The 14,093-nt window shown below is 57.3% G+C and carries 10 protein-coding genes; 4 read left to right on the forward strand and 6 right to left on the reverse strand.

The features are described from left to right. Nucleotides 1-131: 131 nt before the first annotated feature. Nucleotides 132-542: a hydroxyisourate hydrolase gene (gene uraH, locus SJQ66_RS07220; protein ID WP_046153270.1), complete on the forward strand. Its 411-nt coding sequence runs from the start codon at nucleotides 132-134 to the stop codon at nucleotides 540-542. Nucleotides 543-605: 63 nt separating this feature from the next. Beyond that, nucleotides 606-1,859, forward strand: a complete 1,254-nt coding sequence (locus SJQ66_RS07225; RefSeq protein ID WP_036009579.1) for an FAD-dependent monooxygenase — start codon at nucleotides 606-608, stop codon at nucleotides 1,857-1,859. 106 nt (nucleotides 1,860-1,965) lie between these two features. On the opposite strand, the gene SJQ66_RS07230 is transcribed toward SJQ66_RS07225, so the two are convergent. Together SJQ66_RS07230 and SJQ66_RS07235 are read right to left on the reverse strand one after the other, a co-directional pair. Then, nucleotides 1,966-3,036: an aromatic ring-hydroxylating dioxygenase subunit alpha gene (locus SJQ66_RS07230; RefSeq protein ID WP_320534137.1), complete on the reverse strand. Its 1,071-nt coding sequence runs from the start codon at nucleotides 3,034-3,036 to the stop codon at nucleotides 1,966-1,968. 254 nt (nucleotides 3,037-3,290) lie between these two features. Then, nucleotides 3,291-4,406, reverse strand: coding sequence for a porin (locus tag SJQ66_RS07235; RefSeq protein WP_024903317.1), 1,116 nt, complete (start codon nucleotides 4,404-4,406; stop codon nucleotides 3,291-3,293). Between the two features lie 756 nt (nucleotides 4,407-5,162). Between SJQ66_RS07235 and SJQ66_RS07240 the strand changes: the two genes are divergently transcribed. Then, the gene (locus SJQ66_RS07240; protein ID WP_320534138.1) at nucleotides 5,163-8,294 is read left to right on the forward strand and encodes a CheR family methyltransferase; all 3,132 of its coding nucleotides are present in this window, start codon (nucleotides 5,163-5,165) and stop codon (nucleotides 8,292-8,294) included. A gap of 188 nt (nucleotides 8,295-8,482) precedes the next feature. Continuing rightward, nucleotides 8,483-9,175, forward strand: a complete 693-nt coding sequence (locus SJQ66_RS07245; protein ID WP_157685004.1) for a hypothetical protein — start codon at nucleotides 8,483-8,485, stop codon at nucleotides 9,173-9,175. A gap of 54 nt (nucleotides 9,176-9,229) precedes the next feature. Here SJQ66_RS07245 and SJQ66_RS07250 read toward each other — a convergent pair whose 3' ends face one another. The 4 genes from SJQ66_RS07250 to SJQ66_RS07265 form a co-directional block, all read right to left on the reverse strand. Beyond that, nucleotides 9,230-9,751 (reverse strand): hypothetical protein, encoded by a 522-nt coding sequence (locus tag SJQ66_RS07250; protein WP_024903314.1) that lies wholly within the window; start codon nucleotides 9,749-9,751, stop codon nucleotides 9,230-9,232. Nucleotides 9,752-9,763: 12 nt separating this feature from the next. After that, a complete protein-coding gene (locus tag SJQ66_RS07255) occupies nucleotides 9,764-10,249 on the reverse strand; it encodes a type III secretion system chaperone (protein WP_024903313.1) in 486 nt (161 codons plus the stop codon). A gap of 91 nt (nucleotides 10,250-10,340) precedes the next feature. Beyond that, nucleotides 10,341-12,197, reverse strand: a complete 1,857-nt coding sequence (locus tag SJQ66_RS07260) for an EAL domain-containing protein (RefSeq protein ID WP_081764899.1) — start codon at nucleotides 12,195-12,197, stop codon at nucleotides 10,341-10,343. A 347-nt stretch (nucleotides 12,198-12,544) separates the two neighbouring features. Continuing rightward, the gene (locus tag SJQ66_RS07265) at nucleotides 12,545-14,014 is read right to left on the reverse strand and encodes an efflux transporter outer membrane subunit (protein WP_036009619.1); all 1,470 of its coding nucleotides are present in this window, start codon (nucleotides 14,012-14,014) and stop codon (nucleotides 12,545-12,547) included. Between the last annotated feature and the right edge of the window lie 79 nt (nucleotides 14,015-14,093).

The raw sequence follows: 14,093 nt of genomic DNA on the forward strand, positions 1-14,093 counted from the left end.
GGTCTCAAAAATACGATGGCAACCCGCGCGCGCGTAATAACCTCCTTCAGCGCTACGATATAGTTGTCGGCGGAAACCGTCGTATGATCCCCGCAAATCGTACGATAGGGCAGGGCATGCGTTGTCATGCAATGGGACATTGCCCATCATGCGTGGCATCACGAAAGGAGCAAGATGTGAACGGCAGGCTTACAACGCATGTCCTTGATACGGCCGCGGGGCGTCCCGCAGCCGGCATGGTAATCCGCCTCACGCGTATTACCGCCCAAGGCGGAGATGAAATGATTGGCACCTTTCTGACCAATGCGGATGGCCGCTGTGCCGCGCCCTTGCTGGAAGGCGCGGCGCTGACCGCCGCCACGTATGAATTGCGTTTTGCCGCCGGTGATTATTTCCGGACGGTGGAAGCCACGCGTGACCTGTCCGAACCTCGCTTCGTCGATATTGTCATCCTGCGCTTCGGGATTGCCGATCCGACCGCGCACTATCATGTGCCGCTGCTTGTTTCGCCCTGGAGCTACAGCACGTATCGCGGTAGCTGAACCGCATACCTGGCCCGTGCTTTTCAACACGGTATTTGAAAGACCAATGAACGAAGAGAGCGGATGGCGAAGAACACGCTGGACATCATTGTTGCGGGCGCTGGAATCGGCGGCCTTGGTGTTGCATTGGCCTTGCAGCAGGCGGGCCACCGTGTGCGGCTTTTCGAGCGCACGCGCGCATTGCGGCCCGTAGGCGCCGCCATCTCGGTTTGGCCAAACGGTGTCAAGGTGCTTCGCGCCTTGGGCGTGGGGGCGCCTCTCGATGCCGCGGCGGGAAAGATGGACCGGATGTCCTATCATGATCGCGATGGCGGCCTGATGGCGCGATTCTCGTTGCAGCCGCTTTACGATAAAGTGCAAGAGCGTGCCAAGCCCATCGCGCGGATGGCGTTGCAACAGTTGTTGCTCGATGCCGTGGGTGCGCATCACGTGCAATTGGGCGCTACGTGCGAGCGATATGAGCAGGACGGAGCGGGCGTTACCGTTCATTTGACGAACGGGTCGACACATCGTGCGGATCTCTTCGTTGTCTCCGATGGCAGTCGCTCGCGATTACGCGATCAGGTAGCCGGGCAAGTGATTTCGAGACGGTATCGCGGCTATGTCAATTGGAATGGCCGCATCCGCATCGCGCCGGAACTCGGGGTTGCCGATGAATGGACGCAGTTCGTCGGCGATCATCGACGCGTCTCTCTGATGCCGATGGGCGGCGATGCGTTTTATTTTTTCTTCGATGTTCCGCTTTCTGACCCGTCCGTCCTGGGTATCGAGATGGAACGTCGGCAGATCGCGCCAGACGGCACCGCGTCGTTGGCGGGCGAGGCCGCGTTTCCAAAGCAAGTTGACCCGGAGCGCCATCGCCGCGTGTTATGTGACCATTTCGACGGCTGGGCGCCACCGGTACGGTATCTGATCGAGCGCATGGACCCGGCGGTAATCGCGAACGTTGCCATACACGATACGGACCCGGTGCCTCGGTTGGCCGATCGTCGCGTCGTCATGATCGGGGATGCGGCGCACGCAATGGCGCCCGACCTGGGGCAAGGCGGCTGTCAGGCGCTGGAGGACGCCTGGGTGCTTGCGCGGGCCTTGGACGGCGAACATGTCGGTGACATTGTCGCTGCGTTACGGCACTACGAACAACAGCGCTTGCCGCGCGTGCACGACATCGTGGAGCGCGCGCGCAAGCGGGCCGCCGTGATCCATGGGGACGATCCTGTGCAGACGCAGGCGTGGTATGACGCGTTACGCGCGGAAACGGGCGCTGATGTCATTGCCGGTCTACACAAGACGATCGATGGCGGCCCGATAAGATGAGTCGCGAGGTGCGGGTCGCGCTTCATCTTATATTCATGGGCGAATCGCTAACGCCGACATCGCGAAAAATGTTAGCCGGCGTCGTTTGAAGGGCGCGCCCTCTCTATCAGGCGGTGAAGAACGTACTCAGGCCCATGCCTCGCAGGCCCTTGCGATAAGCGATGGAGCTACGGTCCGCTGGGATATGCGCTTCAAATGACGGATCGAGCGGCAACCACTCGGGACGTTGCGCCTCTACGATCCAACGGTCCTCTTCGAAGACACGTCGGTTGAATTCATGTACCGCCGACACTGGAAGATCCAGATCGAAGTTGCGAGCGATCGGCGCGAAGAGACGGGTTTTGCGCGCCGATACCGGAGACGCCGCGTTCATGATGACCAGTCGGCCTTCACAGGGAAAATGCACCGTCAAGGTCGCGGTGAAAGGGAGATGAACTTCGAAATGACGCAGCCATTCATAGCCCTCTGGAATGGGCTTGTCCGCGCCCACCGGATAGTTGCCGACATTGCTGCGATAGTCCACGATAAAGCCCTTATCGGTGACTACAGGTGAGTAGGCCGGTACTTCGGTGTTTTCTGGATCGCCGAAGGTGCCGGTGTGAATCCAGCCGAAATGCGCAACATCCAAGAAGCCTTCCATTTGACGTCCGGCAAAGCCGGCGATGTCAAACACAGGGCAATTGATTTGCTGAAAGCCCGCCTCGTCCCAATGTGGCATAACGGGAATGTCAGGTGCGCCGGCCGTATCGTTTTCGGCAACTTCGGTGCTGCCGCGTTTTGCCAGACAAGTCCAGATCAGACCGTAGCGCTCTACGGCAGGGTAGGTGATCAATTGCAGCTTCGCCGCGATCACCGCGGAAGGATTGGCCGGGATATGTACGCAACGGCCTTTCGCGCCAAACTTTAAGCCATGGTACGCGCAGGTGATTGTCTCGCCATCACGCTTGCCCATGCTGAGTGGAACGCCGCGATGCGGGCACACATCGCGTGCGACGATGATGCTGCCATTCGTGCGGTAGAGCACCAGTGGTTCATCCAACAACATCGCGGACACCGGCGCGTCGCCGATATCGCTGGCAATTGCAACGGGATACCAGTGCTGCGCCAGGATGGACCAGTCGTCTGGAACGAAGGTGCTACGAATTGGCGGAGTGAGGTGCGCGAGATCGACGTTCATGTTTGTCCTGGACATTCGTACTGAAGGGGATCTGTTTCCGGTCACGTGGGATCTACCCTGACTATACGTACTTGGTGCGTTTAAATAAATCTCAAAATGAACGATGACGTGTTGTAAAAAGCAATGCGGGCAGCAGCAGTGACGTTGTTTGGTATCCGCTGCCGGCAACCCCCGTGCCGGACCTGGCCGTGCAGTGGTCTGCCGGGGAAGCGGTGACGGGCGCCGGAGGCGATGCCAGCCTATGCTGCGGGACGTCAGAATTTGGTTTTGATACCTGCGCCATACGTCATTCCGGTCGACATATTGTCGTAGTGGTCATACATATACGCCACATAGACGTCAGTCGATTTCGACAGGCGGTAGTCGTATCCAACAGACCAGGTCGAATGTGTCTGGTTCAATCCGCCGGTATCTCGAGAATAGGCATAGGAAGCCATCGCGCTGCCTAGCCCGATAGGAGCCGTTATACCGCCTTGCAAGGTGTTGACGTGCCAACTGCCACTATCTTGCGCGTTCGCCGTGTACATGTACTGGCCATAAAACTTCACGTACTTGAGGTCATAGGTCATGCCCACCTGCGCGATTCCCTGGCTTCGCAGCCCTAGCACGGTTACGTTGCCGCTCACGATGCTGCCGATGTCGCCTGGGGTGGTGTTGAAATTCACATATTGATAGACGGCCGTGGCGGCGAAAGGACCATGGAAATAGAGCAATTGCGCGCTCCATTTCTTTTTACCGCTTTCCCCCGCGGTGTTGCCGAATGCGTACATTGCGGCGCCGGTCAGACCGTTGTAATTGGGGGATTGATACTGTACCGCGTTATTCCAGCCAGAATCCCCTACGGCGCCCTGGTCTGTCGTGTAGGTCGGGAATGTCGACAGGCCGAGATACACATGGGCCACCATCGGGGAGAACGTATAGGAATCCGCGAAAGGATTAAAAAGAATGGTCGATACGAACAGTTGCGTGGTCAGGCGGCCGGCTGTGACTTTGCCGTAGGGCGAGTCGATACCGACATAGGCATTACGCGCGAAAAACGTATCGCCGGAAAATCGACCGTATTGGCCGTTCTGTGCACGGAAAAAACTTTCCAACGTGAACACGGCTTTATACCCACCGCCGAGATCTTCGGCGCCCTGCATGCCCCAGAACGACGTGGACATGCCGCCGCCCCCGACGTTCCACGACGTTTGGTTCGACGGGAACTTCGTCGCGCCGACCCATTCGTCGACTTGTCCATAGAGCGTGACATTCGATTGCGCCGACGCCGGCGCGGCGACCCCGACCGCAACAATAGCCAATGCAGCAAGCGCGACATTGGCGTAACGTGCTTTCTCTGCAAGATGACGCGCGCAGGCGGCAATATTCATGAGTTCTCCTGGATGGGCTAAAAAGAGGCCAGACGATGTCTTGGCGACCAATAGCTTTTGGTGTTGTGTGAATCGGGTCGGGCGCCACTATCTTTGCGGACCATTTTTAAGAAAAAAAATAGGTCTTGTTATTGGTCTTATATGAATTTCGATATACCGCATTGCCGCGAAACCGGGCATTTCTGTTCTGCCCGATCAGGTGCCATCGAGGTTTCGTCGAGAAAGACCGGTGCTGCCGTCGAACGCGAGATCGAACGCGTGACTACGTGACTACGTGAAGCGGGATAGTGCGGTCGCACCGCGTGGCCGGCGTTTGGAGCGCAAAATGGCACGCAATTTTGCTTCACAATGACGCGCTCTTTATTAGGCACAGGAAAGCGCGCCATACGGAGATACATGCAGCGCGGTATTTAGCGAAGCATTGGATGATTTCTACGAGGGGCTTTCGACGCCTGCGACCGTGTGCTTGTCTAGGCTTGATGCATTGCCCTGTCGCCCGCTTGTTATTGCGGCCATGTGCGTATTTGATACGTGGTGGCCGCCAAATGGCAATCGGACAACTGCATCGCGCCTATTACCCCGTGGCGTGTGACCTTCGGAAAAATCGAACGACATTCTGGTTTGAATTACGTTGTGTCACCACAACATGTGAGAGAATCAGTTGCAACTTCAATCGCACCGTCGGCCATTATCTGACCGGACAGACCTGTTCCGTCGGCGCGGCAACCAGGTTATGTCAAGGATGAGAGCACAACGATGACGACCCGCGAGGATTTTCTGATTGTTGGCGTGGGCGCTTCGACTGGGGCGGTTGAGGCGCTAGAGGCATTTTTCGGCGACATGCCGCCGGAGCCGAGCCTCGCGGTAATAATTGTTATGTCCGAGGCGTTTGCTCACCACGGCTCACTTGCCGAAACCATGGCGCGCTTTACAAACATGGCGGTCCATCCGATCACCGATGGTATGCCGGTAGAAATAAACAACGTCTATGTGACGGGGCATGCCGCGGTAGTGAGTCTGTCCGGCAGAACCTTGCAAACTGTGCAGCAGATCGAGGGGCCGCGCGAGCGTCATCCCATCGATGTGTTTTTCGCCTCCCTGGCCGCCGATGTGGGGGAACGTTCGGCTGGCGTGCTGCTTTCAGGAGAAGGATCAGACGGCACGCTCGGATGCCGTGCGATCAAGGAGAGCGGTGGGCTGACGTTCGCGGCGATCATCGACGGGAACGGACCGCAGCCTGCAGCGAGGTCATCCAGCGTGCTGTCAAGTGGTGTAGTCGATTTCGCATTGCCTGCCGATGAAATCGGCGGAAAACTTGCGCGACTGGCCGCAGGTACGATCGAACTTGGCGAGAAGCTGAGTGCCGATACCGAGGCCACCGCATACAACGACGCGCGATTCGCAATTTATGCGGTTTTGCGCAATCAGGTCGGGCATGATTTCAGCGGCTACAAGGTGAAGACCTTTCTACGACGCGTACAGCGTCGCATGCAAGTACTTGAAATCCAGACGACTGAAGCGTACGTCGCGAGACTGAACGATGATGCAAAAGAGGTGGCATCACTGTTCCGCGATCTCCTGATCAACGTAACAGCGTTTTTCCGGGATGACACGGCATTCGCCGCCTTGGCCGACTCGGTCATTCCGAAATTGCTCGAGGGGCGTGGCTCACAGGATACGGTGCGGGTCTGGGTGCCCGGTTGTGCGACCGGTGAGGAGGTGTATTCGATCGCCATGCTGCTTCGGGAGAAGATGGAAAATCTCGACCACGCTCCCCGGGTACAAATTTTTGCAACCGACATTGATGATCAGGCGCTAGCTATCGCGCGGTCCGCGCGCTATCCACTCCCGTTGTTGGAGGGTGTTTCCGAACAACGCCGTCGCCGCTTCTTCGTTCAGGACGGCAGTACATTGGTGGTGGCAAAGGAGGTACGTGACCTCTGCGTTTTTTCTCCGCATAGTGTTCTGCGCGACCCACCGTTTTCCCGGATCGACCTCGTGTCGTGCCGTAATTTGTTGATTTATTTCGGGACAGAGGTCCAGAACCAGGTCATCCCAACGTTTCATTACGCACTACGCCCCGACGGTTATTTGTTTTTGGGGACATCCGAAAACGTCAGTCAGTTCGACGATTTGTTTGTGGCGGTGGAAAAGAAGCATCGGATTTTCAAGCGACGTGCTACTGTTTCGCCGCACGTTCGTTTGCCGTCGGCGGTTACAACATTGAAGGTTGGGCAATTGGCATCACTTACGCCCAGTCGACCACCGCTGGGTGGTGCGTCTCTTCGTCTGGCTGTCGACAGCCATATGCTGGATCGCTTCACGCCGCCTCACGTGCTTGTTACCCGTGATGCTGACGTGGTTTATTATTCGAGCCGCACTGGAAAGTACCTCGAAGCGGCACCTGGCGTACCTACCCGGCAGTTGTTCGCAATGGCGCGAAGAGGACTGGGTATCGAATTACGAGCGGTTTTTCGAGAAGCGGTGGAGTCGGGGCAAGCAGTGACGCGGGAGGGCGTGGTGGTCGAGGGCGAGGACGGTCTGGTTCAAGTCACGAACCTGAGTGTTCAACCATTCGACGAACCCTTCCAGGAAGATCGCTTGTATCTGGTCGTGTTCGAGGACCAGGGCCCAGTACTGACGCGCGAAGAGGCCGTCATGCGTGCGCAAGCCATGCACGACGGAACCGCGGTGCAGTACGAGAAGGAATTACGTGATACGCGCGAACGCCTGCAATCGATGATGGAGGAGTATGAGACGGCATTGGAAGAGTTGAAGTCTTCCAATGAGGAATTGGTCTCCGTCAATGAAGAGTTGCAGTCGTCGAACGAAGAACTCGAGGCCTCGAAAGAGGAGCTCGTTTCCCTAAATGAAGAATTGCACACGGTTAATCTCGAATTAAATGGCAAGATCGACGCCTTGGACCGGTCGAACAGCGATTTGCAGAATCTCTTCGAAAGCACGTCCGTTGCCACCGTATTCCTGGACCGGCATCTCGTCATTCGCTCATTTACGCCAGCGATGGCGGGGATATTCCATATCCGTGCCGTGGATCGAGGCCGTCCCATTACTGAATTGGTAAGTCGTCTGAACTTGCCGGATCTGCAGTCGGATATCGACACTGTTTTCACCAGTGATGAGCCATTGGAACGTCAGGCAAGCAGTCACGATGGCGCAGGGCATTTTCTGGTGCGACTTGCACCTTATCGAGATGGTGAGCGAAAGTCCGACGGCGTGGTCATCTCGTTCGTCGACATCACCGGGATGGTTCATGCAGAACAACGGCAAGATGTGCTGATCGCGGAACTGCAAAATCGCACGCGCAACTTGCTTGCGGTGATTCAGTCCATCGCGCAACAGACGTTAGCCTCTGACCGAACGCTGGAGACCTTCACCAGCCGCCTGGCGGCGCTCGGCCGGCTTCAGGGAATGATCGGCAAGGTCGAGGGCAACCTGGTGGATATCAGCGAGATCATCCGTCTTGAATTCGATGCACTCGGGGTGGGGGATAGCGGTCGGATTACGTTGAGCGGCCCGATGGTACCGCTTGGATTCAGAAATATTCAGACGATCGCACTGGTGTTGCACGAACTGGCGACCAATGCCGTGAAGTATGGCGCACTTGGCGATGAAAATGCGCGTCTTGCGCTTTCGTGGCATATCGTATCCCAGGATGCGGTTCAACCGCTACTGGTGATTGACTGGGTCGAGACCGGATTGCAAAAAGTGCCTGATGACAAGAAGGTTGGATTTGGTCGCGAGTTGATCGAAAAAGCATTGAAATACACGCTTCGCGCGAATACACAACTGACATTCGGCCAAGACGGCATCACCTGTCATATTGAAATTCCTCTGTCCTTGGATGATGATTCGTCGTCGGGATCTTAAGTCAAAAGCGCAGCGTCCGGGCAAAACAGGGCAATCAACGTCGTAGCGTCATCATCGTTATTCGGACCATGACCTCGTACTCAATACGTCGCGTCTCATCTTTTTTCAAGAAATGCCTGTCATGTGCGATCCCGGGCTTGTTCGTTTGCGCATGCGGTGCAACGCCCCTTGATCAGGATATGACGCGGATGGCATCGGCCACCGCGCCGACGCTCACGCCGGACGGCATGAACGACGCCTCCATGGGTCCCACCGTCCCGGTGTCGCCCATTTCGCGAACAGGGCCGTGTTGCGGTCCGGTCAGTGCGCGTGCGGCGGATGTTCTATCGGTCATCGACACCTCCGATGTCACGCATCGCTGGCGCAAAGGCGAACATATTGCGTGGGATACCGGGTTGCCAGACCGTTCGGAGGAAAGCGAAGCGCGCTACGCGCAGCGTTATCCGAAAGGCACACATTGCAGCGCGTACGTCGCCGCCATCGGCCAACGGCTAGGCATCTACATGCTGCGGCCACCTGCGCACTCCCAGGTTCTACTGGCTTCCGCGCAAACGGCTTGGTTTGGGAGCGGCCAGGGGCGGCAAGCGGGTTGGCTGCCGGTGGCCTCGGCTGTGAATGCCCAAGCGCTGGCGAATGCGGGATATCTGGTTGTGGCGTCTTACCCTTCCCCTGATCCGCATCGTCCTGGACATATCGGTGTCGTGCGCGCCGATGCCGCACGCACAGTGGGGCAGATCGACGCAGATGGCGTGTTGATGGCGCAAGCCGGTGATACGAATGCGGAGCGTATCAGTGCCCGGCTCGCGTTCTCGGCGCATCACGGGGCTTGGCCTGCGCATATTCAGTATTTTGCGCATCCATTAGCTGTCAAGGTAGGATAATCCATCGCGAGTGATATATTCGCATCGTGCCTCTCATCACGGGATGTCTACTTTTTATCTACCATAAAGATTATAGGCTTGTTCAGCTATCGAAATGGTGACCGCCGCGATTGGACTGCCGGTTTGTGCGAGCGTCGCGCACAGCTTTGCGCCGGAGAAAAGCACTTGCGCCATATCGCCTTTTTGCAGGCCCGCGATCATCTTCGACGCATTGACCAATCCGCCTGCCATATCGGTATAGTTCGCGAGTCCGGCGGTGTTGCCAGCCACCTGGTCGAGCACCGCCATGGCATTCAGTCCATGCGCCATTGTGGCAAGCGCGTTGCCTGACAGGGGCGGTCCCCCTTGCATCCATTGCTTGAAAGAGGACACGGAACCGTAAGCATTCGTCAGGGCGAGACCGCCGTTTTTCAGCATGCCCGCGGTATCGATGAAGCTGCGAAGGGTGGTACTGTCGATACCAACTGCCTCGATGGTGCTCGACAAGCCTGTCATGACCGCCGCGCTTGTCGATGGCGTGAGTGCTGCGGTCGTATCGACAGTCCACTGGACAGACGACGTTCCGTTGATTGGCATGGGTGTCTCGTGTCAAGCGAACTGAGGCGAGTGGGCCTCAGGTGGCAAATTTCGCGAAACGTCTAGAATGCTATTTATTTCTCCGTTGATCAGCGACATCGACAAGGCGTCCACATGCTCCGCGAAGGCGGTAAGCACAGCGGTAAAGGCGACTTCGTTCCAAGCGGTTTCCGGAGGTATCCATATCAAACGCATCAGCAAGGCGTTGTTCTCGGGCGCCATTCCTATGCAGCTCGTGCCGGATAGGCCCGGTGACATATTCAGCGCCAGCAACGCCTTCAGGCTGCGGTGACTTATGCTGTCATCCGCCGTACCGATCTGCCCGGTCAGGATCAGGGCGTGATGATGCGGCGCGACTTCCACGCTTAGCATGGCGTGCCCTTTGGTCCGCAGGGCAAATGCACCGTTCTCGGTAGCGCTTAGCGTAATTCCGAGTGCTGTCTCAATATTCAAGGACCAGCGTCGTAAATCGCCAGTGGCGTCTGCGTTCATCAACATGACCACCCTGCTCGATGCACTGTGATGGCGGTTGTGTAACGCTAAAAAGAGGCGAGTTCCATATACACACACGCCGGTCGCCAGGCCGTGCTTACAGCGGCGTGGCGACCGGCCAGGCGAGTGATGGGGATGTCCAGTCGAGCTTGGTCACGAGGACCAGCAATTGGTCTTGATGCGGGATAGCGCACGCCAGCGCCACGCATGCGCGACCACTGGTCAAGGAATGATACGGTTGACTGAAAACTGGGTGTCCGATCGTGGCAAGCGCCGCGACGAAAAACGGCTTGTTATCCCAGCGGGCATCCCAATTACTTGCCATCGGTGGAAACCGCGGGGCCGGTGGTGGACGATTGCCAGGGAAGGCCGGGTCCAACACCGGCCGCCCCGAAGCGTCCAGCAGGTAGCAGCCATAGCATAATGGCAGTTCGAGCATTGGCAGCGCGTGGAACCCCGGAAAGGGATGTCCATCTGCCCGCAATTGCTCTACGGAGCGACGCATGGCCGACAAATAGGGTTGCAGCTGCGTTTCATACGTCCTGCGTTGCGCGCCATGCATATCCCCGACCTGCTGGAATGCTTGCTCGACGCGCTCGGCACTATCCGATACGGTGATGTTCGCGGCCGTGTCAGGCTGCCCGAGCAGGTAGCCTTGGACGAGATCGACGTTTGATTCTACCGCGAGGATCAGATCCGCCGTTGTCTCGACGCCCTCCACCACGACCAACATGCCGACGTTATGTAGCAAGGACACGAGGTATGGCAGCAGCGGCTGTTTTGTGGAGCGACACCGTGCACGAATCAACCCACCATCCAGCTTGACGATGTCCGGCTGAATACGAAGCAGGCGGTCGAGGTTGGAATGACCGGCGCCAAAATCGTCGATCGCGATCTGGAAACCTCTCTCGCGATAGCGCGCTGCCGCTTCCGAAAGCGCGATGATGTCGCCATCCTGCGATTCGAGGACTTCAATCACGATGTTCGCCGTCGCCAGTCCGGCATGGATGACAAGGTTTTCCAGGAATTCCGGATGACCGGGCAAGATGAAAGTCTGAGGCAGAACATTTAAAAAGAGCCACGCGCCATCGGGCAGCGCATCGTGTGCGTTACTCAGATGCAGCCGCTGCGTCAGGCGATCAAGGGCGGTAAGATCGGCTTTCGGATCAGCGCCGAAAATATGAGGCGGCGATATCGGCGTGCCATCGGCACCGTACCCACGCAGCAGCACTTCGAAACCAACGGCCTTCTGATGCGATAAACTGAATAAGGGTTGAAAATGTGATTTGAGTTCGATGCCTGCCCAAGAGCAAGGCGTGGATGACGGCATAGCGTCAACCGACGCCGCTTGCTGCGCTTTTACCAGATCATCGAGACGTCGCTTCAGTTGGAAATGATGCAAACGGAAGCGATAAAAGCCAGCCTCAAAAAGTACGCAGGCCGAGACACCGACTATGCCCCAGAAAAAGCAAAATATTGCAGCATCGTGACGGAGATCCAGCGTGTTGACCAGGGCGAAACCGATGCCGTAGAAACTTGCTGTGCCGACGATGAAATGCAAGGGGGTGAGCCAGAGCGGCGCCGCAACGACTGGAATCATCACCGCGCTCGGCAGTATCCAGCATAGCGGATCATGTGCGTTGATGGCATTCAGCCACATGCCGCATTCGAGCACCAGCATGAAGGCGGTTCCAATAACGCCGAACTGAGCGGGTCTGTGCGCGCGTGAAAGCAGAAAAACGAGCGCTCCCATGACGATGGCGCAGAGCAGGCGATAGGCAACGTAGCCTGCCGTGTCTTGCGTCATCTGTCTAACGAGGGTGGCGAAGACAAAGGCCAGCACCGCGTATGACATCATTGTTGTACAGAACTGGCGTTGCTGCGACAGGGAGTCAACGTGAAAACGCTGCCTGATATCAGGACGAACGACGCTGCTCGAAAAAGCTCTCAGCATGATTTGCCGTACGAAATAGAGGCATCGACATGCCCTTATGTGGCAGCAAGCCGACCCTGTGTAGGAATAAATAACGCATCTCTCCACGAGGGCCGGCGTGTTGCGGGCGTGCCAACGCAGGCGGAGATCATCGATCGACCGCCATCATACCGTATGGAACAACTTATTCCTGTAGCAGCATCATTTCAAGGCTAGACAGAACTGTTATGTTAGTTTTATGAAATATAATTTAAGTGAAATGTAATAATCAAGGGTACGGCAGACAGCCGGTGCCGCATCCGCCGCTTCAACCTGCGGACGGGGTCAATACGCTGTTGTGATGGCCGCTTTGCGATCCACCATCATACTCACGGTGCTTTTTTTTCATCAACAGTCATCTGCACCGGCGATGATTCGGCGTGAGCATCAGCACTCCACCCGCCACCCAACGCGGTATAAAGCGTTATCAGATTCGATTGCTGACTAAGCCTGTCGGAGATCAACTGCGTTTGCGCGGTATAGAGCGTTCTTTGCGCCGTCAGCAGGGTGAGGAAACTATCCAGTCCGGCTTTATAGCGGCCAAGTGCCGTGTCGTAATACTTTTGCGCCGCATCGACATACTCCTCATCCGCCGCGAGTTGCTCGTCGTATGTCGCACGCCCGGCCAGCGCATTCGACACTTCCTTGAATGCTGTCTGAATCGCTTTCTCATAATCCGCGACCTCGATCTCCTTTTCGACCTTGGCCACATCGAGCGACGCCTTTAATTCACCGAAACTGAATATGGGGACGGAGATCGATGGTTCGAAAGTCCACGCTCCCGTACCGGCCTTGAATAGCTGCGACAACTGCGAACTGCTCGTGCCAGCATTGGCGGTCAGCGAAATCTTTGGGAAAAATGCGGCGCGTGCGGAACCGACGTAGGCATTCGCAGCCTTCAGCGCATGCTCGGCTTCCATGATATCCGGCCGTCTTATCAGCAACTCGGAGGGGAGTCCGGCCGGTATGTTGGCGAACAGCAAACCATCGTCCAATGCCCGGTCGTCGGGAAACCCCTCCGGGAGCGGTGCGCCGATCGCGGCGATCAAGTTATTACGATCCTGCGCCACCGCGCGCTCATACGAGGCCACGCTCGATTTAGCGCTGCTCAATGACGTGCGCGCTTCTTGCACGTCTTCCATGGCTTCGTTGCCGAGCTGCGCCGCCTTTAGCGTTGTTTCATACGTCTCCTGGTTGGAGATCATCGTCTTGCGTGCGACGTTCAACAACGCGCGGTCCGACAGCCAGGTCAGATAGTCCGTGGCGGTAGTCGAGACCAGACTGAGCTGTGTGCTGCGGCGCGCTGCATCTGTCGACAGGTAATTTTCCAACGCCTGGCGCTTCAAACTACGCAACCGTCCGAAGAAGTCGATCTCCCACGAAGACATCCCCAAGCTGACGTCACTCGAGCCACTTGTCACGCCTGACGAGTGTGATCGGGTGTTCGTCCCCGTGACGCTGATGGACGGCCCCAGGTCCGCACGCGCAATGCGGTACTGCGCTTCGTATTCGGCGACTTGCAAGGCGGCCACCCGCAGATCGCGGTTGTTCTGCAGTGTCAACGTGATCAACTGGCGCAAGTACGGATCGAGCATGAACGCTTGCCAGTCAGCGAGAACGGGGGCAGTGGTCTGGTCGTTGTTCGTACTCGCCTCGTCGGCCGCGAGACGCGCGGTAGGTGCGGGCTGCCCCGCCGTGCCACGAACGGTGGCCACACCGCCGGACGGATCATATTGTGTCGACATGGGAGCAGCAGGCCGATGATAAGTCGGATCCATGCTGCAGCCCGCCATGATCATCGCTGTGGTGATTCCGGCGAGGGTGAGCGCTGCGCATCGTGCGCTTTTGCGCCACACGTACGTCGCGCCGCTGCCCTTG

The sequence above is a fragment of the Robbsia andropogonis genome (assembly GCF_034047095.1).
GTDB classification, from domain to species: Bacteria; Pseudomonadota; Gammaproteobacteria; order Burkholderiales; family Burkholderiaceae; genus Robbsia; species Robbsia andropogonis.